Origin of the sequence: Epibacterium sp. MM17-32, assembly GCF_022348205.1 — a bacterium.
GTDB lineage: Bacteria > Pseudomonadota > Alphaproteobacteria > Rhodobacterales > Rhodobacteraceae > Epibacterium.
On record NZ_JAKRFC010000008.1, the window covers coordinates 139,550 to 159,207 of the forward strand.

At 59.7% G+C, this 19,658-nt stretch carries 26 protein-coding genes; all 26 read left to right on the forward strand.

All coding sequences use genetic code 11. The annotated features are described in order from the left end of the window. The first annotated feature begins 120 nt into the window (after positions 1-120). A complete protein-coding gene (gene ileS / locus MHM88_RS14140; protein WP_239367106.1) occupies positions 121-3,045 on the forward strand; it encodes an isoleucine--tRNA ligase in 2,925 nt (974 codons plus the stop codon). A 421-nt stretch (positions 3,046-3,466) separates the two neighbouring features. Then, complete coding sequence (locus MHM88_RS14145) at positions 3,467-3,850, forward strand: hypothetical protein (RefSeq protein ID WP_239366345.1); 384 nt, start codon at positions 3,467-3,469, stop codon at positions 3,848-3,850. Positions 3,851-4,012: 162 nt separating this feature from the next. After that, positions 4,013-4,723 (forward strand): hypothetical protein, encoded by a 711-nt coding sequence (locus tag MHM88_RS14150; RefSeq protein WP_239366347.1) that lies wholly within the window; start codon positions 4,013-4,015, stop codon positions 4,721-4,723. Positions 4,724-4,747: 24 nt separating this feature from the next. Continuing rightward, positions 4,748-6,202: a DEAD/DEAH box helicase gene (locus tag MHM88_RS14155; protein WP_239366349.1), complete on the forward strand. Its 1,455-nt coding sequence runs from the start codon at positions 4,748-4,750 to the stop codon at positions 6,200-6,202. A 161-nt stretch (positions 6,203-6,363) separates the two neighbouring features. Beyond that, entirely contained in the window at positions 6,364-7,050 is a 687-nt protein-coding gene (locus MHM88_RS14160) for a hypothetical protein (RefSeq protein WP_239366350.1), read from the forward strand. Positions 7,051-7,158: 108 nt separating this feature from the next. Further along, positions 7,159-7,446 (forward strand): hypothetical protein, encoded by a 288-nt coding sequence (locus MHM88_RS14165; RefSeq protein WP_239366353.1) that lies wholly within the window; start codon positions 7,159-7,161, stop codon positions 7,444-7,446. Continuing rightward, positions 7,443-9,968 carry a DNA polymerase gene (locus MHM88_RS14170; protein WP_239366356.1) on the forward strand — a complete coding sequence of 842 codons (2,526 nt, stop codon included), beginning with the start codon at positions 7,443-7,445 and terminating at the stop codon, positions 9,966-9,968. Before MHM88_RS14165 ends, MHM88_RS14170 begins: the two co-directional genes overlap by 4 nt. Next, positions 9,952-10,173, forward strand: coding sequence for a hypothetical protein (locus MHM88_RS14175; RefSeq protein WP_239366359.1), 222 nt, complete (start codon positions 9,952-9,954; stop codon positions 10,171-10,173). Before MHM88_RS14170 ends, MHM88_RS14175 begins: the two co-directional genes overlap by 17 nt. A gap of 2 nt (positions 10,174-10,175) precedes the next feature. Then, positions 10,176-10,442, forward strand: coding sequence for a DUF2312 domain-containing protein (locus MHM88_RS14180; protein WP_239366361.1), 267 nt, complete (start codon positions 10,176-10,178; stop codon positions 10,440-10,442). Further along, complete coding sequence (locus MHM88_RS14185) at positions 10,442-10,690, forward strand: hypothetical protein (protein WP_239366363.1); 249 nt, start codon at positions 10,442-10,444, stop codon at positions 10,688-10,690. Before MHM88_RS14180 ends, MHM88_RS14185 begins: the two co-directional genes overlap by 1 nt. Next, on the forward strand, positions 10,690-10,923 hold the full coding sequence (locus MHM88_RS14190; RefSeq protein ID WP_239366365.1) for a hypothetical protein: 234 nt from the start codon (positions 10,690-10,692) through the stop codon (positions 10,921-10,923). The genes MHM88_RS14185 and MHM88_RS14190 overlap by 1 nt, the downstream gene beginning before the upstream one ends. Before the next feature lie 33 nt (positions 10,924-10,956). Further along, a complete protein-coding gene (locus MHM88_RS14195; protein WP_239366378.1) occupies positions 10,957-11,280 on the forward strand; it encodes a hypothetical protein in 324 nt (107 codons plus the stop codon). 2 nt (positions 11,281-11,282) lie between these two features. Next, on the forward strand, positions 11,283-11,792 hold the full coding sequence (locus MHM88_RS14200) for a hypothetical protein (RefSeq protein ID WP_239366380.1): 510 nt from the start codon (positions 11,283-11,285) through the stop codon (positions 11,790-11,792). Positions 11,793-11,835: 43 nt separating this feature from the next. Next, the gene (locus tag MHM88_RS14205) at positions 11,836-12,123 is read left to right on the forward strand and encodes a hypothetical protein (RefSeq protein WP_239366382.1); all 288 of its coding nucleotides are present in this window, start codon (positions 11,836-11,838) and stop codon (positions 12,121-12,123) included. A 51-nt stretch (positions 12,124-12,174) separates the two neighbouring features. After that, on the forward strand, positions 12,175-12,585 hold the full coding sequence (locus MHM88_RS14210) for a Holliday junction resolvase RecU (protein WP_239366384.1): 411 nt from the start codon (positions 12,175-12,177) through the stop codon (positions 12,583-12,585). Beyond that, positions 12,572-13,126 (forward strand): 3'-5' exonuclease, encoded by a 555-nt coding sequence (locus tag MHM88_RS14215; RefSeq protein WP_239366386.1) that lies wholly within the window; start codon positions 12,572-12,574, stop codon positions 13,124-13,126. Before MHM88_RS14210 ends, MHM88_RS14215 begins: the two co-directional genes overlap by 14 nt. After that, complete coding sequence (locus MHM88_RS14220; RefSeq protein WP_239366388.1) at positions 13,110-13,334, forward strand: hypothetical protein; 225 nt, start codon at positions 13,110-13,112, stop codon at positions 13,332-13,334. Before MHM88_RS14215 ends, MHM88_RS14220 begins: the two co-directional genes overlap by 17 nt. Further along, a complete protein-coding gene (locus tag MHM88_RS14225) occupies positions 13,321-14,253 on the forward strand; it encodes a metallophosphoesterase (RefSeq protein WP_239366390.1) in 933 nt (310 codons plus the stop codon). The genes MHM88_RS14220 and MHM88_RS14225 overlap by 14 nt, the downstream gene beginning before the upstream one ends. Next, the gene (locus MHM88_RS14230) at positions 14,240-14,719 is read left to right on the forward strand and encodes an HNH endonuclease (protein WP_239366400.1); all 480 of its coding nucleotides are present in this window, start codon (positions 14,240-14,242) and stop codon (positions 14,717-14,719) included. Before MHM88_RS14225 ends, MHM88_RS14230 begins: the two co-directional genes overlap by 14 nt. Next, positions 14,712-16,478 (forward strand): AAA family ATPase, encoded by a 1,767-nt coding sequence (locus MHM88_RS14235; RefSeq protein WP_239366403.1) that lies wholly within the window; start codon positions 14,712-14,714, stop codon positions 16,476-16,478. The genes MHM88_RS14230 and MHM88_RS14235 overlap by 8 nt, the downstream gene beginning before the upstream one ends. A gap of 2 nt (positions 16,479-16,480) precedes the next feature. After that, a complete protein-coding gene (locus MHM88_RS14240; protein ID WP_239366406.1) occupies positions 16,481-16,846 on the forward strand; it encodes a hypothetical protein in 366 nt (121 codons plus the stop codon). A 1-nt stretch (position 16,847) separates the two neighbouring features. Next, a complete protein-coding gene (locus MHM88_RS14245; RefSeq protein ID WP_239366409.1) occupies positions 16,848-17,351 on the forward strand; it encodes a hypothetical protein in 504 nt (167 codons plus the stop codon). A 30-nt stretch (positions 17,352-17,381) separates the two neighbouring features. Beyond that, positions 17,382-17,783 (forward strand): hypothetical protein, encoded by a 402-nt coding sequence (locus MHM88_RS14250; protein ID WP_239366412.1) that lies wholly within the window; start codon positions 17,382-17,384, stop codon positions 17,781-17,783. Further along, entirely contained in the window at positions 17,780-18,625 is an 846-nt protein-coding gene (locus tag MHM88_RS14255; protein ID WP_239366414.1) for a hypothetical protein, read from the forward strand. Before MHM88_RS14250 ends, MHM88_RS14255 begins: the two co-directional genes overlap by 4 nt. Continuing rightward, positions 18,615-18,950: a hypothetical protein gene (locus tag MHM88_RS14260; RefSeq protein WP_239366417.1), complete on the forward strand. Its 336-nt coding sequence runs from the start codon at positions 18,615-18,617 to the stop codon at positions 18,948-18,950. The genes MHM88_RS14255 and MHM88_RS14260 overlap by 11 nt, the downstream gene beginning before the upstream one ends. After that, positions 18,947-19,480 carry a hypothetical protein gene (locus MHM88_RS14265; RefSeq protein ID WP_239366420.1) on the forward strand — a complete coding sequence of 178 codons (534 nt, stop codon included), beginning with the start codon at positions 18,947-18,949 and terminating at the stop codon, positions 19,478-19,480. Before MHM88_RS14260 ends, MHM88_RS14265 begins: the two co-directional genes overlap by 4 nt. Positions 19,481-19,658: the final 178 nt, after the last annotated feature.

The following is a 19,658-nucleotide window of genomic DNA, read 5'->3' on the forward strand; positions in this document are numbered from 1 at the left end:
TTATTCGAATTATGAACCCGGCGCTCTGAGTATACGAGACGCCGGGCAAAGGTGCTTGAGTGATCGCACCGAACCGAATATCCCCAAACCGACCCGTTGATGCAAAAGGACGCCACCGATATGTGCGCCGACAAGACCGAAGTCACGCCCGACTACAAAGACACGCTGAACCTTCCCAAAACCGATTTCCCCATGCGCGCAGGCCTGCCCAAGCGCGAGCCCGCATGGCTGGAGCGCTGGGAAAAGATCGGCGTCTATGACCGCCTGCGCGAGAAGGAAGGCCGCACGCCCTTTGTTCTGCACGATGGCCCCCCTTACGCAAACGGTCACCTGCACATTGGCCACGCGCTCAACAAGACCATCAAGGATATCATCGTCCGCTCGCACCAGATGATGGGCTTTGACAGCCGCTATATCCCGGGCTGGGACTGCCACGGTCTGCCGATCGAATGGAAGATCGAAGAGCAATACCGCAAGAAGGGCAAGAACAAGGACGCGGTGCCGGTCATCGAGTTCCGTCAGGAGTGCCGCAAGTTCGCCGAGGGCTGGATCGACGTCCAGCGGGCCGAGTTCAAGCGTCTGGGCATCACCGGCAATTGGCCGAACCCCTATATCACCATGGATTATCATGCCGAGGCGGTGATCGCCGAGGAGTTCATGAAGTTCCTGATGAACGGCACGCTCTATCAGGGCTCCAAGCCCGTGATGTGGTCGCCGATCGAGAAAACCGCGCTGGCCGAGGCCGAGGTCGAGTATCACGACAAGGAAAGCTTCACCATCTGGGTGAAGTTCAAGGTGGCCGAACCTGCGGATCACAAGCTGGCAGGCGCGCATGTGGTGATCTGGACCACGACGCCCTGGACCATGCCGTCGAACAAGGCAGTCGTATATGGCGCCGACATTGCCTATGGCCTTTATGAGGTGACCGGTACGCCGGACGAATGCTGGGTCAACGTGGGCGACAAATACTTGCTCGCCGACAACCTCGCCGCAGATGTGTTCAAACGCGCCCGCTTGGCTGAGGATCAATATACCCGCGTCGCCGACGTCTCTGCCGACGATCTTGCGGGCATTGGCCTCGCCCACCCGCTGGCAGGCGCCGAAGGTGCCAACGGTGAATGGGACGACATCCGCGACTTCCGCGCCGCCGACTTTGTGACCGACACCGAAGGCACCGGCTTTGTGCATTGCGCGCCGAGCCACGGCATGGAGGAATTCGAACTCTACCGTGACCTCGGTATGTTGGAGCAGGTCATCACCTACAACGTGATGGACGATGGCGGCTTCCGCGCCGATCTGCCGTTCTTTGGCGGCAAATACATCCTCAATCGCAAGGGGGGCGAAGGCGACGCCAACAAGGCGATCATCGACAAGCTGGTCGAGGTGGGCGGCCTGATGGCGCGGGGCAAGATCAAGCACAGCTACCCGCATTCCTGGCGTTCCAAGGCGCCGATCATCTACCGCAACACGCCGCAGTGGTTCGTGGGCGTGGACCGCAAGCTGAACGACGGGCAGGATCAATACGGCGAGACCATCCGCGAACGCGCTCTGCGGTCCATCGACGAGCTGGTGAAATGGACCCCGCAATCGGGCCGCAACCGGCTCCATTCGATGATCGAGAACCGCCCCGACTGGGTGCTCTCGCGCCAGCGCGCCTGGGGGGTGCCGCTCACCTGTTTCACCAAGAAGGGCGCATTGCCGACGGATTCGGACTATCTGCTGCGGGACGAAACCCTGAATGCGCGCATCGTGGCCGCATTCGAGGAGCATGGCGCCGACATCTGGTACAGCGACGGTTTCAAGGCGCAGATGCTCGAGGGCATTGCCGACCCGGACGCCTATGATCAGGTCGTTGACGTGCTGGATGTGTGGTTCGATTCCGGTTCGACGCACGCCTTTGTCCTGCGCGACCGCGACGACGGTGCCGAGGACGGGATCGCGGATGTCTATATGGAAGGCACCGACCAGCACCGGGGATGGTTCCATTCCTCGATGCTGCAGGCCTGTGGCACCAAAGGCCGTGCGCCCTATCGCAACGTTGTGACCCATGGCATGACGCTGGACGAAAAGGGCTTCAAACAGTCGAAATCGCTGGGCAACATCATCCCGCCCGAGGATATCATCAAGCAGTATGGCGCCGATATCCTGCGGCTCTGGGTGGCGCAGACCGATTATACCGCCGACCAGCGGATCGGGCCGGAGATCCTCAAGGGGGTTGCCGACAGCTATCGCCGCCTGCGCAACACCATGCGCTTCATGCTCGGCAGCCTGGGCGATTTCAGCGAGGATCAGCGGGTTGACCCGGCGGATATGCCCGAACTGGAGCAATGGGTGCTGCACCGCCTGGCCGAATTGGATCACCAGGTGCGCGAACGCTATAAGGCGTTTGATTTCAATGGTGTCTGGCAAGCGGTATTTACCTTTGCGACATTGGATCTGTCGGCCTTCTACTTCGACATCCGCAAGGATGCGCTCTACTGCGATGGCGACACGCTGAACGCCCGCGCCGCGCGCACGGTGCTGGACATCCTGTTCCACCGTCTGACCACCTGGCTTGCGCCGATCCTCGTCTTCACCATGGAAGAGGTTTGGCTGGAGCGTTTCCCCGGCGATGACAGCTCGGTGCATCTGGTCGATATCCCCGAGACGCCACGCGACTGGATCAATGAGCCGCTGGCGGCCAAATGGGCCAAGATCCGTCAGGCGCGCCGTGTGGTGACCGCCGCCCTGGAGGTGCAGCGCACCGACAAGGTGATCGGTGCCTCGCTGGAGGCAGCGCCGGTGGTGCACGTGCGCGACGTGGACGTTCTGGACGCCCTGAAGTCGGTGAATTTCGCGGATGTCTGCATCACCTCTGATGTGCAGCTGACCAATGATCCAAGCCCGGCCGAAGGCTATCGCCTGCCGGAGGTCGATGGCGTTTCCGTCGTGTTTGAAAAGGCTGATGGGCAGAAATGCCAGCGGTGCTGGAAAATCCTGCCGGATGTTGGCCTCCAGGCGCACCCCGGAACCTGCGGGCGCTGCAGCGCTGCGCTCGGGTCCTGAGGGCGACGCAGCTTGAACGATTGGAAGAACGCCCGGAGAGACCTCTCCGGGCGTTTTTTCTGGCGTATGGCTGCAGAAAGAGCATCGCGGCGTCAGCGGGCAGCTCTGGCGTCTCACGCGGTCAGCACGGCGACCCGCGCGCCGATTGGTTCATCGCGAATAGGGCGGTCCAGAGGTCCAGAAGCCGCCCTCGGGCGTTGACCTGTCGGCCCTGTTTCGTGAACGGGATCTGCGGCTTGGGAAAGAAATGGTGCCCCCACACGGACTCGAACCGCGGACCTACTGATTACAAATTTCCCGAAATCAACTCAGGATATGCGCTAACCCTTTGATTTTGCTCAATTCGCCTCTCGGACAGAACGGCCGTTTCTAGCCGTTTCTGACGATGGGAAATGATACTAACCCTGAGGTTGAGTAAAAGATGAACAACAACGAGCGCGACAAATACATCTGTCAAGAATACAAAGAGGGAGGCTCCATTGGAGAGCTCGCTCGAACCTACGGCCTCACCGAAGAGCGGATCGGACAGATCCTTCGCGAAAACGGTGTGCCTCGTCGCCCTCGGGGCGTCAAAGAGAAGCGGCCTCTTAGCGCTCTTCACTCGCGCATTGGGCTGCACCTCTACAATTACCGCTTCGACCGGGGTATCGAGCTGTACCCTGCCGCCAAAGATCTGGGCTGGTCGGCGCTGAAGTTGCGCAAAGTCGAGAAGGGGGTGAAGGAGGTTGAACTTCTGGACCTGCTTGATATTGCCGCATACACTGGAACCAAAGTCGGGGAACTCTTGGAAAAGACAAATGGTTGATACTGAATTGCAAGATTACTGGACACTCGTTCGAGCACACCGTCAGGGGAGCTCGAACGCGCTTCCCGCTCTGCGTTTGATGGGTATGAAACACAATCGCCCCGGGCGGCTCGCTGCCCAGTATGTGAGCGTGTTCGACGGGGCTCAACAACAGGTAGGTGTATGACGCAGATCATGGACCACTATGGTATTCACTGGGACGGGCCGGTTGCATGGCTCGTCCAAGGGCGTAAAGGTAGCAACTTTGTCGGGTTGAAGGCGCAATGTCCTTTCGAAGTCAAAGCGGGTATGTGCAACCATATGGTGCCGACAGCGGCGCCGATCCCTGACCGGGTTCACTGGGAAACATGGATGAAGGTTTTTCCCGACCCCCTGGTTCAGGCCATGCTTCCAATTCCGAAACCTCTGGGCCAGAGCTCTTTCTATGTAGAGGATCCTTACGACGATCTGGGCCTTTACCTAGCGACACTCTCCCGTCTCAGTTCGCCGATCCAACGCATCATCAAGCCGGCATGGACCATGAAGGCTAAGCAGTTGGAGAAGGAGCTTAGTTCTTCCAACATGCAACCTCTGGTGCTCGTTCAAGTGGACGTCAAATGCCAGCCAGTGGTGGACATGATTGGAAAGCTGATCAACTACGCCCCACGGCCGGTCATTCTGGTTGGCTCTGCGGATGTTGTGGTGCGACCTCCTATCCAACGCATCACGTCCGAGATCCGGAAGTATGACCTGCAGGATTTCATGACACTGCCCTTGGAAAATCTCGGGGCAACGATGATCCGGCGCTACGCCCGGAACGAAGAACTCGACGCCCCCTGGGAGACCCGTGAAGAACGTCGGGCCCGAACCATCAGGGAGCGCCAGCAACACTAACTTCTACCCATCCGCTAGGATCTTATGGAAAAACAACTTCGAGATTACCAGGTCGCCGACCTGGCATTCTACATGGCCAATCCCCGCTGCGGAAACTTCTCCGATCCGGGGACTGGTAAAACGGCACCAACCTGCGTCTATCTCGGCTGGCTTTGGGACGAAAAGCGCGTTCGCAGCGTCTGGGCCATGCCGAAATCCCTCCGCAAAAAGAACCTGCTCGAGCTGCTCGAGTGGACGAACCTGAACCCCGAAGACGTGGTCATCGTCGGCGGCTCTCCCGCGCGCCGGTCGCGCATCATGAAGATGGACGCCAAGGTGTTCATCATGGGCTTCGACTGTTTCGCCAACAACTGGCCTGAGCTGGTCGAGAACCACCCGGACATCGACTGTCTCGCAGGTGATGAATGGCACATGGGGTTCAAGACCGACAGTTCCCAGCGAACCCAATCGCTCTATGCCTTCATGGAGCGGACCACCTACCTGGTCGCGATGACTGGTACGATCATCGACGGACGTCTCGACACGGCGTTTCCGCTCATCAAGCTCTGCTCGCCGCAGAGCTACGAGAACCACTTCGCTTTCATGCTCGCTCACGCGATTGAGAATGATTACGGACAGGTGGTTGCATGGCGGAACCCGGACCGGATCGGGAAGATTTTCGGCAAGATCGCGATCCGGCACACGTTCGAGGAAGCCTACGGCCCGGAGGCCAAGGTGATCGTCCACGAGTTCTGTGAGATGACGCCCAAGCAGCGCGAGGCGTATGAGGAGTTCGAGGAGACCGCGCTCCTGGAGCTCGAGGACCAGTTCCTCGACGGAACCTTGCCCGGCGTCAACCTGATCCGGTGCCGCCAGATTATGGAACACCCACAGACGCTCGGCGCTCCGCTCGACAAGATCAAGTCTACTGGCAAGGAAGAACGACTTATGGTCCACTTGGAGGACCACAAGCGGACTGGCAAGCCACTTGTCATCTTCTCGGCCATGACTGACCAGCACGACCGCCTGGTCAAGATCTGCAAGGATATGGGGTTCCGGGTCGGAATGATCGACGGCCGGGTCTCCGGCGCGCGCCGGGCCAAGATCGACGAGGATTTCCAAGCCGGCCTTCTCGACATCGTCATCGCCTCGGCGGCAACAGCTGGTGTGGGGTTCAACTGGCCCCATGTTGACCACGTCATCTTCATTTCGCTCGATTACATGGACAGCAACTTCGTCCAAGCGTACCGCCGCGCGATCCGCGGCAAACGGGATACACCGCTGCTGATCACACTCATGGAGTATGAGAACTCCGTCGATCAGAAGATCTTCCAGATCGTCGAGAAGAAGTCCGCCCTGGCCAACGCCGTGGACGAAACCAAGGAGCGGATCCGCCTCCGGGCGCCTAAGAAGCCGAAGTCCGCGGAGAAGCCTGCGGCCGACTTGCCACCGCCGACTTTGTCGATGAGCGATTTGATTTCGCGAAATCAAGTCAACTAAAGTGGTTGTGCAAGTCACCGCAATCAACCATAAATGACGACATCAGCAAGACGCTGATACCTCTCTGGTTGGTTGGTGAGAGAGGGAGCTGCAATCTCCCTCTCTCGTCCCAGTCAAACCGGAAAATTCTGAGAAACAGTCCATGACTAGGAGTTACGAACATGGCATCGATCCAAGACGCAATCAACCAGGCACAGAGCGCAGCAGAAGACATGGCGGCATCCCAGGCCGCAGCCCACGACAATTCCGGCACCGACATCATTGAAGCCCGGGCCAACCCGGCGGGTCAGGTGCAGACCTTCTCCAAACCCTCCATGGCAACCGTTCAGGCCACCACTGGCCTGCTGGGTCGCAACACCGTCTTCCTGAAGCCGACCGAGTTCGGCCTGCAGGTCGGCAAGGAGAAGAAGAACCTCGTCGAGAGCTTCGAGGCCTATCTGGACTTGACCGAAGAGACCGGCTTCCGTCTGAAGCACACCATCCGCTTCGGCAACCCTGCGCAGTATCTGTCCTCGTATGATGGCGTCACCTGCAACAAGGGCGGCTCCTGGCATGACGCTCTGATGAAGGCGAAGATGGCCGCACCCGATGCGGAACCCTACTTTGCTGCCGAAATCAAGCTGGAGCTGGCGGAAGAGCTGGCCCTGAACAAGGAAACCTTCGCTGCTGGCACCACCATCGGCTATGACACTTCCGCCCCCTCGCGCTTCAGCGACTGGTCGGACTTCTGGGAAGCAGCCGTCGCCGCAGGCGTCGTCGGTCAACGTGTCAAGGTCAAGGTGATCGGCAAGGAGATCTCCCACAACGGCAACAACTGGGGCACCGTCGCCTTCGAGCTGGCCGACTAAACCCGGTCCGGTCGCGCCCACCCCGACCCCCTAGGGGCGCGACCATTTTCCCCGCCAGGGTTTTCGTTCCTTTCCCCTGGCGGGGAGTCTAACTCACAGGAAAATCCCATGTCGTACAACTCCATGGGTGTCGGTCATTCCGGCACCGATACCAGTGTGCTGTCCGCTCAAGCGATTTCCGGCCACGCCGCCGACGTTCGCTCAGCGGTGATCGAAACCCTCAAGCTGATGGCGGAACCCCTCACCACCCCCGAGATCACAGATCTTTTGGGCTACCCGGAATGCACCGTGCAACCGCGGGTTTCCGAGCTGAAGCGCGACGGCCTCGTTGTCGACAGTGGTGTCCGCCGAGTTGGCCGCTTCGGCCGTCCTGTAATCGCATGGAGCCTCGCATGATCAAATCCAAGCTCATCGACATGCGGAACTGGTTCGAGCTCAAGGACCAGTTGATCGCTGAAATCGCCTCGAGCGGCCTGATCGGGTTCGACATCGAAACCGAGGATAGCCAGCGTCATGAGGGCCTGAACCAATTCATGAAAGTCGACACCGAGGGCCATAAGTCCAAAGGCAAGCGCCTGGTGTTCGACGTCAACCGTACCGTCATCTGTGGCTTCTCCTGGTACTGCGACGAAAGTGACACCGCGTATTATCTGAACCTGGCTCACGCAGACGTGGAGAACCGGATCCCCTGGAGCGAGGCACGTCAGCTGCTGGACGCTCGGGCACCGGACGCTCACTGGATCTGTCACAACGCCCCGTTCGAGATCACGATGATGATGAAGTCGCTCGGCTACGAGATGACCAACGTGATCTGTACCCTCCAGCTGGCCGTGTCGGCCTTCAACGAGGACCAGTACCCCGAAGACAAGATGTTCAGCTGCGGCTTCGGTGGCATGCGGAACATGCTGCCCGCAATCGCCGAAGCCTTCGCCGAGATGGACCCCTATGGTGATCTGACCGAGAAGCAGTCGGATCTGCTGGGCAAGATCATCGGCAAGACCACCTCGAGCTCGTTCTCCTACAACGCCCTGGTCAGCGACATGACCTATGGCTACGGCCTAAAGAAGCTCACCAAGAGCCTCTTCGGTTACGAACAGGCGACGTTCGACGAGACGTTGAACGGTAAGGCGCACATGGGCCAGATCACCGGCGACGAGTGCTGCGCGTACGGTGCCGACGACGCCTACTGGGCGCTGCGTATCTTCCACCGTCTGCTGCCGATGCTGCCGTACCAGAACGACCAGCTGATGAGCACGTTCTTCGAGCAAGAGAACCCGATGATCTATGTCTTCGCGGACATTTGGATGAACGGGATGCGTATCAACCTCGACGCTGTTCACGAACGGCGCCAGGTCGAGCGTGAGACCTATGCCGAGAAGGTGGTCGAGCTGCAGGCTCTGGTTCGCGACATGCTGCCGTTCCCGGACGAGCCGAACCAATGGTTGATGAACGAGAGCTGGTACGGAAAGACCTCTGGTAAGACCTACCGCAGCCGGATCGAGGCATGGGCCAAGCGTGACCTGCCGGCCGACCCGTTCGACATCGCCTATACCACCGCCGGTGCGGTTTCGAATGCCTGGGCGGAAGAGCAGGGTAAGCCAAAGTCCAAGGGGCCGAACTTCTCGCACTACATGATGATGCGGACCCTGATGTACGACCTGCCGGGGATCAAGCCGATCTACTCGGGCGGCAAAGTGGCCTCGGACAAGGGCGCGCGGGAGAAGCTGCAGAAGCGCAACGAGAAGGTCGCGCCGCTGCTCAAGCTCATCAACGAGATGGCCGGGATCGAGCAGCGCATGAAGCTGTACCTGACCCCGTACCTGCAGCTCTGCGACCCGGAAACGCAGCGCGTCTACCCGGTGGTCAGTTCCCAGCTGAACAGCCGCCGTATGGCCGCGTCGTTCCCGAACCCGATGCAGCTCGCCAAACGGGGTGAAAGCACCTACATCCGCGGCTTCTATCTGCCCGACGAGGAGGATCATGTGATCGTCTCCATCGACTGGTCGCAGATCGAGCTCGTGCTGATCGGAGATTTCTCGGACGACGAGGGCTTCCGTGAGGCCTACGGACAGTTGCCGTTCAAGGATCTGCACACCAAGGCGGTAGGCGACATGTTCGGGACCAGCGATCCGAAGTCGCTGCCGAACTTCAAAGATCTGCGGACCAAGGTCGGCAAGGGTGCGAACTTCAACTACTGGTACTCCGGCGCCCTGTCGACTGTGGGCGATGCTATGGGCTGGTCCTCCGACAAGATGTGGGAGATGACCGAAGCCTATCGCGAGACCTTCGCGCAGGCCGAGGAGTGGCGGGTCGACCTGATCAACGAGGCACGGGACAAGGGCTTCGTCACGCTCCCCGATGGTCATCGTCGTCACAAGTTCGAAGCCAGCTACGCTTGGCAGAAGCTGTGGCGCGACCGCTGGCAGTCGACCACTGAGGTAGGGCTGCATAATTTCGGAGACCTCTTCGTCCGGAAACTGACGAACCGGGCCGCGAACCAGATCGTGAACTCGATGATCCAAGGTTCCTGCGCGACCCTGGCAAAGCGGTCCATCCTGGCGATCCGGCGACTGCACAATCAGTTCCGCTTCCGCTTCATGATCCCGATCCACGACGAACTGGTCTTCTCGGTCCACCGCGATGACGCGGTGGAGTTCATCAAGGCGGCGAAGGCCGCGATGTGTGACCACCCCGAGATCATCAAGACCCTGGCTGTGGACGCCACCGCATCCGTTGGACGGACCTTCGAGCCGTACCACCCGGAGAGGGCCCCTATGGGCCAAATCGAACTCGACGAGGCACCAACCCTCCCAGGTTGGCTCCCCGCCGAGACTAAGGACCAACGACTGGATGAAGAACAAATCCAGCAGGTCATCCACTATCTGTTTGAGGAACAGCAGTATGCAATTGCAGCGTAAAATTCCCCTCCATGGCAAGGGCGGTCCACTGGAGGCCATGTCCCTCTGGGCCGACATGGCCGCGCTGAACCCGAAAGGGTTCCGGGATCTGTCCGTGAAAAAGAACCGGGCTCGTGGCAAGTCCGCGAACCCGAAGAAGATTGGCTTGAACGGCCGCTTCCTGTCTCGCCCCGAACAACTGAACCTCCAGCTGAAAGCCGCCTGATCATGGACCTGAACGAAGACGAAAAAACCGAGAACTACCGCGTCACCGCCGGCGAGCTGCGCCAGTTTGTCGAGCGCTTTGAGCGCCTCGATGAAGAGAAGAAGGCCCTCGCCGAGCAGCAGAAAGAAGTTTTGGCCGAAGCCAAGGGGCGCGGCTACGACGTCAAGGTTCTGCGCAAGATCATCGCTCTGCGCAAGCGCGACGAGAACGACATCGCCGAAGAAGAGGCGGTGCTGGAAATGTACAAAGAAGCGCTGGGGATGGACTGATGCGGCGGAACCTTTTCAACGAAGTGTATCTCGATTTCTCCGACAGTGTGACCGACCACGTCGCGATGGAAGACCTGATGGATGAAGACCTGAGCGCGATCGTCGAGTTCGACATTGATGAGCGTACTTGGGGGGCTGAGATCCTGGATGACTGCGGCACGGTTTTCTTTGTCGAGAACTACCCGACTTCGGCCGAGCTGGTTGGTGCGCTGCAGGAAGCCGGCATCGATCAAGTGGAGGTGATGTGATGATCAAATGGCTGATCAAGCGTTTCCGCCCCCGCCCGTCGGTCGACAGCATCGTCACCAGCTTCAACAAGACGGTCCGCAAGCTCGAGGTCGTCGCTGAGGAGCAGGAGGCCGAAGCCAAGCGTCAGCAGGAAGCGGTGGAAGCCGCGAAGACTGCTGAGCGCAATGCCCAGATCGAAGCGGCCCGCGCGAAGGCGGTGGCCTCGAACCTGAACAACTTGGTGGCCAACTAAGGCCACCCCCCTCATTCAAGAGAAAGAGAAGACATGAAGACCATCCTCGCCTGGATTGCAGGCATCGCCGCGGTATTCGCCGTCATGTTCGGTCTGAACGTGATGGGCATGTTCGGCAAGTCGTTCTTCGGCAAGTGGAACGAACAGATCCGCTACGACATCCACAAGGAAAGCCAGACCTACCGCGACGGTATGCAGCGGACCTTGGACGGGCTGATGAACGAGTTCCGTAAGGCCGACACTGTTGGCAAGATCGGTATCAAGGAAACGATCCGACATCAGTTCAGTCAGACCGACGTGTCGCGCCTTCCCGCCTACCAGCGGGACTTCCTCTCCACCGAAATCGGGATCTACTGACCATGAAGAAAATTTTCGCCGCCCTCCTGGCTCTCGTTATCGCCACCCCCGCCTCCGCCTGGTTCGCTGAACCGACTCCCTCTTCTGATAAGGCCATGGCGCAGAAGGCCGAAGCTCAGCAGCGTCAGGTTGACCAGACGGTCGGCTTCCCCTCGGTGGTCAACGGTTTTGAAAAGCGGATGGTCCGCATGCTGTACGAGAAGCGTGACGACCCGAACTACCGGACCTACTCCTATATCGTCACCATGACCGGCGACTTCGTGAAAATCTGCGACAGCGTCGGGTTCGGCATCAATGCCTCGATCCAGTTCTCGAACTCGGAAAAGGTCGTCTCCGCCGGCCGGTATCGTGAAAACGGGTACATGACCCTGCCTCAGGCCGAACCCAATGGGCTCTACATGCCAGAAGGGTTGGCCGCGACTTACGTCCTCTGCGTCGACGAGGAAAAGGAGGAGCTGGTCCCGGTTTACATCGAGCCTGAAATCGCCGTCTCACCCTTTCCGCTGAAATGACAAACAGGGGCCCTTCGGGGCCCCTCTTTACAAGGACCAGACCATGCTTCGAGAAATTCTCTACCATCTGCGCTCGCAGATCGAGACCCATATGTACAACCACGCGGGCCGGGACGACCTACGGATCCTCATGTCCGAGCGCCAGCTGAGAGAGATGGAGCGGCTGATGTGGGCTACGAGCACCGCTGTTATCGGTCGATCTGATCCGTACAACCACTATGGTCTCACATCGCCTCGCGGCTCGGAACCAGCCTCCTTCCAGGGTGTGGAGATCGTGCCCACCGTAATGGACATGGAAGTCCCCCAAGTGGTCAGACTTGCATCGATTTGATTTCGCGAAGTCGACCTAGCAACACGACATGGAGGCCGGTACAAGGTCTCCATGCAAAACTGGAAAAAAGCAGAAAAAGACTTCGAGGCCTTCTTCGCCCAATACGGCAAGGAAGCCGCTGTGTTCCGCCTGACGGACACGGCCATGGCGAAAGCCAACGGGGGCGGCTTCGTAGCCGCGCAGCCGGCCGACTACATCGTGGTGCTCAAAGGCCAGTGGTTCTTCGCCGAGGTGAAGTCGACCAAAGACCCGAAGGCTTTCCACTTCAACAACATCCGTAAGGGGCAGATCGCTGCCTCACGGCGGACAGTCGCGGCGGGCGGGACGTACCTGTTCTTTGTGAAGTCCGAAGAGCTGAACCAGTGGTTCTGCATCCCCGCGCACGTCGTTCACACGACGCTGCGGCAAAAGAAATCAATGACCTGGAACGAATTGGAGCCCTACCAGTATGACGAAATTTAACCATGTGATGGTCGATATTGAGACCACCGGGACGAATAGCACCTTCAACGCGATGATCCAGCTGGCCGCAGTGCGGTTCGACCTGAATGAACGTGAGATCGACATGAGCATGTTCGATCAGTGCCTCAAGATCCCAGGTAATCGTTTCTGGGCTGAAGACACTCGCGAATGGTGGGCCCGTCAGGACCAGGCGATCATTGACAAGATTTGGTCCCGCATGCGCGATCCGAAGACCGTCTTGCAGGAGTTCTATCGGTGGGTCACGCGCGACATGCGAGGTGAGAACCTGATCCTGTGGGCGAAGCCGAGCCACTTCGAGTACCCGTTTCTGGAGAGCTACTTCCGCGAGTACGACGTCGCTCAGCCCTTCTTCTACCGTGATGTGAACGACTTGAACTCTTGGTGCCGGGCCCGTGGTCTGTCGAACCTGTCGAGTGAGATCGAGGTTCAGGGCGAGGCCCACTACGCGATCAACGACGTGCTGCACCAGATCCAGGTTCTGTTTGAGCTGATGGAGCGTACCGATGTCACGACCGTTTGAAGAAGCGCCGCGCGACGGGCGGCTGATCCTCGTCGATGAAGGAGGGGTTCTGAACTCGGTTCGCTACTACGAGTATGACCCTGAAATTGCAGAAGAAGTTGGTGAGGATGGCTTCTTTAGCTACGCCGATACCCTGCTCGGGGAGCATGAGGTTGAAGTTCCGTTCACCTGGTTCCCAGCTCCGGAGGGCTTTGATGATGCTCCCTGAAAACGTGACTGTCCTGGGTGACCCCCACCTTGGCCGCAAATTCAAAACTGGCGTTCCCCTGCATCGTGTGGGGGAGCGTGAGCGTAGCCAGTGGGGCGATTTCCAGTTGTCTCTGATGAACTGCGAGACCGAGTACCACATCAACATGGGCGACCTGTTCGACAAGTTCGTGGTGCCGCCGGAGATCGTTCTGGAGGCGGTGCGGATCTACAAGCAGGCGGCGAAGGCGAACCCGAACACGATCTATGTCGTGATCGAGGGCAACCACGACCGGTCCAAGGACAATGCTAAGGCCAGCTCCTTCGACCTATTCGCCAACCTGGTGCTGGACGTCGAGAACATCATCGTGGTCCAGGAGAGTGGCATGCTGCTCGGCTCGAACATGGCCGTGCTGCCGTACCATCCCTTCCGCTCTGCGGAGGAGATCCTGGACGAGACCCCTGGCGATCTCGACGTGGTCTTCGGCCACTGGGACATCGCCGACTTCGGCGGCGAGAATGTGATCCCGACCGAGCTGATGGCTCGTCGGGGGATCCGCCTGGCGGTCTCCGGCCACGACCACGTTGCTCGTGAGGAGCGGCGCCACGGGGTGGACATCATCGTGACGGGCTCGATGCAGCCCTACACCCACGCCGAGGACACCTCTGGCGAGTTCTACAAGACCGTCACCCTCGACGAACTGGCCGAGCTCGACCCGACCAACATGAACATCCGCGTCCTCCTGCGGGAGGGCGAGACCCTTCCCACTGACCTGGATTGCCTCTCCCTGACCGCGAAGCGCGTCACCGACGAGGACGACAAGGTCGAAGTCGACACCTCCGAGTTCGACAGCCTCGACCTTGGCCAGATGCTGGCCAAGTCGCTCGAGGGCCTGTCGATCTCGGACACCTTGATGGAGGCGTTCAATGCTGCATCTTGATCACGTCTGCCTCCCGATTGGAGGTTATTGGATCCTGCTCGACCCTGAGGATGTCGATCGGGTGATGGAGCACAACTGGTATCCCTCCTCGAAGGGGGACTACCTACAGTCAACCCAGAACGGCGAAATGGTGTTGTTGCACCGCTTCATCGCCGGGGCCTGCTCTGACGATTACACTGATCACCGGAACGGCAACCGCTGGGACAATCGGAAAAAGAACCTGCGGATCGCCACGGCTACTCAGAACGCTCGAAATGCTCGACCGCACTCTAATGCAGCGTCTCCTTTTAAAGGGGTCAGCGTTGTTCAGCGAAAAAGTGGACCCCGCTTCCGAGCTCTTATCCAGATCGACGGGAAGCAAAAGCACCTCGGGTACTTCAAATCCGAAATTGAGGCCGCTCGCGCTTATGACGCAGCTGCCCGTCAGCACTTTGGAGAATTTGCATGGGTGAACTTCGATGATTAAGCGCCTCTATATCGATCAAATGTTCCGCCACTTCGATCGTACTTTCACGTTCGAAAACGGTTTGACTGGGATTATTGGACCCAACGAGAGCGGTAAGTCCCTCATCGTTGAAGCTATCCGCTACGCTCTGTTCGGCTCGAAGGCCCTGCGCGGTAAGAGCGAGGACTACAAGAAGCTGCACGTCGAGCTGGACTTCTCCGTCGGTGGTGTGGACTACACCGTGGTCCGTAAGGGCGCCAAGGTGACCCTGCAGGGTGGTGATCACCAGGCCTCCGGTACCAAGCCGGTGGACGAGGCCATCCGTGGCATCCTCGGCTACGATATGCACGTCTTCGACGTGGCCAACGCCTGCAACCAGGGCAACATCGAGGCTCTGTCGGACATGACCCCCACCGCCCGCAAGGCGATGGTGGACAAGACCGTTGGCCTGACGGCCCTCGACGACTTGATCAAGCTGGCCAGCCAGGAGGGTAACGCCCTCAAGCGCGAGGCTGAGGCGATGGAACGTGGACTGGTTGAGCCGGTCCAACCAGAGCAGCCAGAGTTCTATCTGCCGTCGGCCAGTGTCGAGCCTCGTCTGAACGAAGCTCGTCGGGATCTCACGGAGTTCAACCAGCTGGCTGGCTTCCTCTCCCGCGCGCCGAGCGAGCCTGTCCCGCCGGTCACGACCACTGTTGAGGAGACCGCCGAGCAGCTGCAGGCTTATCAGGAAGAGCGCACCAACCTCGAACGCTCGATCCACAACCTGCAAATCAAGCTGGCGAACATCGAGCCGGAAGCGCACAGCGCGGCCGACCTCGACGAGTTCGAGGCGTGGATGGATCAGGCCGACCGGTGGACGCAGAAGGAGCGCCTGCTGGCACAGGGCCATATCTGCTGCCCGGAGTGCAGCCACGAGTGGCCGGTGGCCGACCTCGGCGATCTGGCCGACGTGGAGGAGGTACGTCCCCCGAGCATGACCCGTCGGGAGCTGGGCCAGCATCGGGCTCGGTTGGGCAACAACGATCTGATCAAGTCCACCGAGCAGAACATCGCAGCTATCGAGCAGACCCTGGCTGACATGCCGGATCGCTCGACAGATCTGCTGGCTCGTCAGCGTTGGGAGGCTGCTGAGCAGACCTACCAGCACCAGCTGGCTGCATGGAGTGAATACAACTCTGGCCTCGCTGAGAAGAAGGCCCGTTTTGAGGAGCTGAAGGGTATCGATGAGACCGTCGCCACCCTGCAGAGCGAGCTGCAGCAGGCGCAGCAGTTCGAGAAAGATTTCGCGCGCTATGAGAGCGACCTCGAAGTCTACACCGAGAAGGCCGCAGAGGTCTCGTCCCTTCGTGAGAAGTCGGCTGAGTACCTCAAGGCGCGCGAGATCATCCAAGCCCTGAAGGTCAGCGTGAAAACGCACCTTCTCCCGTCGCTGAACAAGGTGGCCTCCGTGCTGCTGAGCCAGATGACGGGTGGTGAACGCTACCTCGTCGAGGTCGATGAAGACTTCGAGATCACCATCGATGGTCAGCGGATCGGTACCCTGTCCGGAAGCGGGAAGGCTGTGGCCAATCTCGCGATCCGGATCGCTTTGGGTCAGATCCTCACCAATCGGGTGTTCTCTGTCTTCATGGCTGATGAGGTGGACGCAGCCATGGATGACGACCGCGCGGCCTACACCGCAGAGGCGCTTCGCCGTCTGACCGACCACGTCGGCCAGGTGATCCTGGTCACCCACAAACGCCCTGAAACCGATCACACTTTCGAGCTGAAGAAATAACAATGAAATTCGAGCAGAAAATCAAACAGCTGATGGAGCGGACCCGTAATCCGTTCGAAATTCAGCGGTACTTCGACGCCACCAGCAAGGTGAAACTCTCCGAGATCCGAGCGGTGATGAAGGCGAACCAATCTGACCTTCCCGGCTGGGGGCGCCCGTGCCTCCAACGGCACATCATCTCCCGGCGTAAGGCCTACGCCCAGTCCTGGCCCGATGCAGACCTGCAGACGATCATCGACCACAAGCGTCTGCATGATCAGGGTCGTGTGATCATGTGCCAGGGGCGCGACGGGGAGTACATCATCCAGTATGCGATCCCGGTTCGTGGCCGGCCGTTGCGCTGCGCAGCCTACTTCTATGGAGGCTGACATGAACCCGAAGCTGTTGATCATTGGCGACGGGCGGCACGGCAAAGACTCGGTGGGCGAACTGCTCACCGAGGGATACGGACTGAAGTCCAAATCCAGCTCGCTGTTTGCTGCTGAGAAGGCCGTTTACCCCCTCATGGCTGAGTTCTACCCCGACTGGGAGGCTTGCTACGAGGACCGGCATAACCATCGCCAACTTTGGTACCTGGCCATCAAGGCCTACAACCTCCGCCCTGGCCCCTCCCTGGCCGCGCAGATGCTCGTCGACCACGACATCTACATCGGCATGCGGGCTCGGGAGGAGTTTGAGAGAGAACAACACCTCTTCGACCTTGTGGTTTGGGTCGACGCAAGTCTCAGGCTCCCGCCTGAACCGGACACGTCGAATGACCTCAAGGCATCTGATGCCGGCTACATCTTGGACAATAACGGCCCGCCAGAGGCGCTCCCAGGAGAAGTCGACAAACTGGCCCGGTTCCTCGGGCTTAAACCCAACCAGCCCTAAGGCTGAAACCTATCTGCAGGAAAACAAGAAATGATGACCCCTGAATTGAAACAAGACCTCGACAATCTCATGACCTTCGTGGCGGAGCAGGCCGGGTACATCCATGACCTCCACGGTGTCGAGATGGGCGCTATCAAAGTCGACATCGCCTACGGCGAGGAGGTCGAGCGGTGCGAGGACTGTGACTGCGAGCTGGCTGAAGAAGCGGCCCCGGTGATCCAGTCCTTGGACGATGTCCAGACCATCGTGACCGAACTGTTCGCCGATTTCACCGAGACGGTGGAAGAGGCCAAGGAAGAGCTGGAGGATGGTCTCAAACTTCTGTCTGAAGAGGCCGATCAGGCTGGCCTGTCCGGTGAAGCCGTCGGTATGTTGGTGCTGATGCACGGTATGACCGCGGGCAAGCGCCTGGAGGAGCTGTTCGCAGTATGACGATCACCGCCAAGGTAATCGAAGACAGTGTGAGCCCGGAGGGTATCCGGCTCACCACCTTCGAGCTCTTCTACCCCCGTATCGTGCATGCGGATTTCATGACCCACCGGGTCTTGAGCCGTAATGCTTCTTCCTCCCGTGCGACCCCGTCGTATATCGCGATCACCGCGGCCTTGCGTAACCCGGCCGAGCCTTTCGAGTGGGGCGCAAACCAGCCGGGGATGCAGGCCGGTAAGGAGCTGACCGGCTTCCGCCGCTGGATGGCTCGCCGCGGTTGGCACCTGGCCAAATGGGGCGCTGCTGCAGGCGCGTACCTGGTCCACAAAGCCGGCGCGCACAAACAGATCGTGAACCGGATCATGGAGCCGTGGAGCCATATCCGCGTGGTGGTCACCGCGACCGACTGGGGGAACTTCTTCGCCCTGCGTCACCACGGAGATGCCGACCCGACCCTGCGTGAGCTGGCTCGCGTCATGCTCGTGGCCCGCGGTGACTCCCAGCCGAAGCTGCTGCAGCCGGGTGAGTGGCACCTGCCATATGTCAGCCAGGCAGAGCGTGAGCTCTACGACATCGAGATCCTCTGCAAGATCTCGGCCGCGCGCTGCGCACGGGTGAGCTACCGCCTGCACGACGGCAAGCCGACCACGGTCGAGAAGGATCTTGCTCTGTTCGACCGCCTGATGGGTGGCGATCCGAAGCACTCCTCGCCGACCGAGCACCAGGCCACGCCCGACAAGAAGTGGTCCCGGGGCCGCTGGGCGAAGCCGGAGCAACACGGCAACCTGCGTGGCTACATCCAGTTCCGGAAGACCATTCCGGGGGAGGCTGTCCATGAGCTGTGACGTAATGAGCCGGGGCATCATCATGCCCTTGGTTTCTCCGGTGAAGGATCGGGAGGAGCTGACCGAAAAGCTCTACGACGAGGGCAGCTGCCTGCAGATCAACTACGAGGGCACCTTGGTCTACTCCGACGAAGGAGGCCAGCGTGAGGATGCCTACGGGCTGCATCTCGGCGTCCCGAACCCGAGCGGTGAAATGATGGCGGAGCTGCGCAAGTATGGTCTGAAAGCCATCACAACCCAGGCCCGGCCCTATCACTGCCTCTGGTACAACGGGGCCGACAGCGACATGAACATGTTGACGAAAGAGGAGTTCCTCCGCAAATGACCAACTACATCGATCAAGCCACCCGCACCGAGAGCATCGACCTGTTCAAGGTCGATAGCCCCCGTCTCCTTCACGCGGCCATCGGGGCCTGCACCGAGGTAGGGGAGCTGCTCCTGGCCAATGAGGGTGATGTGACCAACGTCAAAGAAGAGATGGGCGACATCTGTTGGTACGTGGCCATCGCCTGTTCCGAGCTCGGCATCTGGTTCGAAGATCTGCTTGTCCTGGCCGACGAGGAGCGTGCCGAAGACGACCCCTTCAAGGCCCTGCTGGGCGGCGCCGGGGATGCCCTGGACGTTGTCAAGCGCGCGCTCTTCTACGGCGTCGAGCTGGACGAGGCCAAGTTCGGCCGGCACTTCGGGACCATGCTGTTGGCACTGCAGATTATGGCCCGTGACGAGGGGTGGGACTTGACGGAGCTACAGGAGGCGAACATCGCCAAGCTGTCCCGCCGCTACCCGGAGAAGTTCACCACCGAGGCCGCGGTCAACCGCGACACGGCCGCAGAGCTGGCGGCTGTTGGTGTCTGACATCGAAAAGTTCCTCGCGCGCCTGCGCGAGGCACACCCAAATATGGAGGAGCTGTTCCTGTTCGGACAGTGCTACCAGCTCTTCCTCATGATCAAGGCTGTCTGGAAACAGGCCCAGGCCTACTACTCCCCCAGCGAATGTCATGTGTACACCTTGGTCGACGGAAAGTTCTACGAC

Excerpts from the sequence above, each read along its gene's own strand:
- ileS (WP_239367106.1), top strand. The coding sequence starts at position 121 with ATGTGCGCCGACAAGACCGAAGTCACGCCCGACTACAAAGACACGCTG.
- MHM88_RS14145 (WP_239366345.1), top strand. The coding sequence starts at position 3,467 with ATGAACAACAACGAGCGCGACAAATACATCTGTCAAGAATACAAAGAG.
- MHM88_RS14150 (WP_239366347.1), top strand. The coding sequence starts at position 4,013 with ATGACGCAGATCATGGACCACTATGGTATTCACTGGGACGGGCCGGTT.
- MHM88_RS14155 (WP_239366349.1), top strand. The coding sequence starts at position 4,748 with ATGGAAAAACAACTTCGAGATTACCAGGTCGCCGACCTGGCATTCTAC.
- MHM88_RS14160 (WP_239366350.1), top strand. The coding sequence starts at position 6,364 with ATGGCATCGATCCAAGACGCAATCAACCAGGCACAGAGCGCAGCAGAA.
- MHM88_RS14165 (WP_239366353.1), top strand. The coding sequence starts at position 7,159 with ATGTCGTACAACTCCATGGGTGTCGGTCATTCCGGCACCGATACCAGT.
- MHM88_RS14170 (WP_239366356.1), top strand. The coding sequence starts at position 7,443 with ATGATCAAATCCAAGCTCATCGACATGCGGAACTGGTTCGAGCTCAAG.
- MHM88_RS14175 (WP_239366359.1), top strand. The coding sequence starts at position 9,952 with ATGCAATTGCAGCGTAAAATTCCCCTCCATGGCAAGGGCGGTCCACTG.
- MHM88_RS14180 (WP_239366361.1), top strand. The coding sequence starts at position 10,176 with ATGGACCTGAACGAAGACGAAAAAACCGAGAACTACCGCGTCACCGCC.
- MHM88_RS14185 (WP_239366363.1), top strand. The coding sequence starts at position 10,442 with ATGCGGCGGAACCTTTTCAACGAAGTGTATCTCGATTTCTCCGACAGT.
- MHM88_RS14190 (WP_239366365.1), top strand. The coding sequence starts at position 10,690 with ATGATCAAATGGCTGATCAAGCGTTTCCGCCCCCGCCCGTCGGTCGAC.
- MHM88_RS14195 (WP_239366378.1), top strand. The coding sequence starts at position 10,957 with ATGAAGACCATCCTCGCCTGGATTGCAGGCATCGCCGCGGTATTCGCC.
- MHM88_RS14200 (WP_239366380.1), top strand. The coding sequence starts at position 11,283 with ATGAAGAAAATTTTCGCCGCCCTCCTGGCTCTCGTTATCGCCACCCCC.
- MHM88_RS14205 (WP_239366382.1), top strand. The coding sequence starts at position 11,836 with ATGCTTCGAGAAATTCTCTACCATCTGCGCTCGCAGATCGAGACCCAT.
- MHM88_RS14210 (WP_239366384.1), top strand. The coding sequence starts at position 12,175 with ATGCAAAACTGGAAAAAAGCAGAAAAAGACTTCGAGGCCTTCTTCGCC.
- MHM88_RS14215 (WP_239366386.1), top strand. The coding sequence starts at position 12,572 with ATGACGAAATTTAACCATGTGATGGTCGATATTGAGACCACCGGGACG.
- MHM88_RS14220 (WP_239366388.1), top strand. The coding sequence starts at position 13,110 with ATGTCACGACCGTTTGAAGAAGCGCCGCGCGACGGGCGGCTGATCCTC.
- MHM88_RS14225 (WP_239366390.1), top strand. The coding sequence starts at position 13,321 with ATGATGCTCCCTGAAAACGTGACTGTCCTGGGTGACCCCCACCTTGGC.
- MHM88_RS14230 (WP_239366400.1), top strand. The coding sequence starts at position 14,240 with ATGCTGCATCTTGATCACGTCTGCCTCCCGATTGGAGGTTATTGGATC.
- MHM88_RS14235 (WP_239366403.1), top strand. The coding sequence starts at position 14,712 with ATGATTAAGCGCCTCTATATCGATCAAATGTTCCGCCACTTCGATCGT.
- MHM88_RS14240 (WP_239366406.1), top strand. The coding sequence starts at position 16,481 with ATGAAATTCGAGCAGAAAATCAAACAGCTGATGGAGCGGACCCGTAAT.
- MHM88_RS14245 (WP_239366409.1), top strand. The coding sequence starts at position 16,848 with ATGAACCCGAAGCTGTTGATCATTGGCGACGGGCGGCACGGCAAAGAC.
- MHM88_RS14250 (WP_239366412.1), top strand. The coding sequence starts at position 17,382 with ATGATGACCCCTGAATTGAAACAAGACCTCGACAATCTCATGACCTTC.
- MHM88_RS14255 (WP_239366414.1), top strand. The coding sequence starts at position 17,780 with ATGACGATCACCGCCAAGGTAATCGAAGACAGTGTGAGCCCGGAGGGT.
- MHM88_RS14260 (WP_239366417.1), top strand. The coding sequence starts at position 18,615 with ATGAGCTGTGACGTAATGAGCCGGGGCATCATCATGCCCTTGGTTTCT.
- MHM88_RS14265 (WP_239366420.1), top strand. The coding sequence starts at position 18,947 with ATGACCAACTACATCGATCAAGCCACCCGCACCGAGAGCATCGACCTG.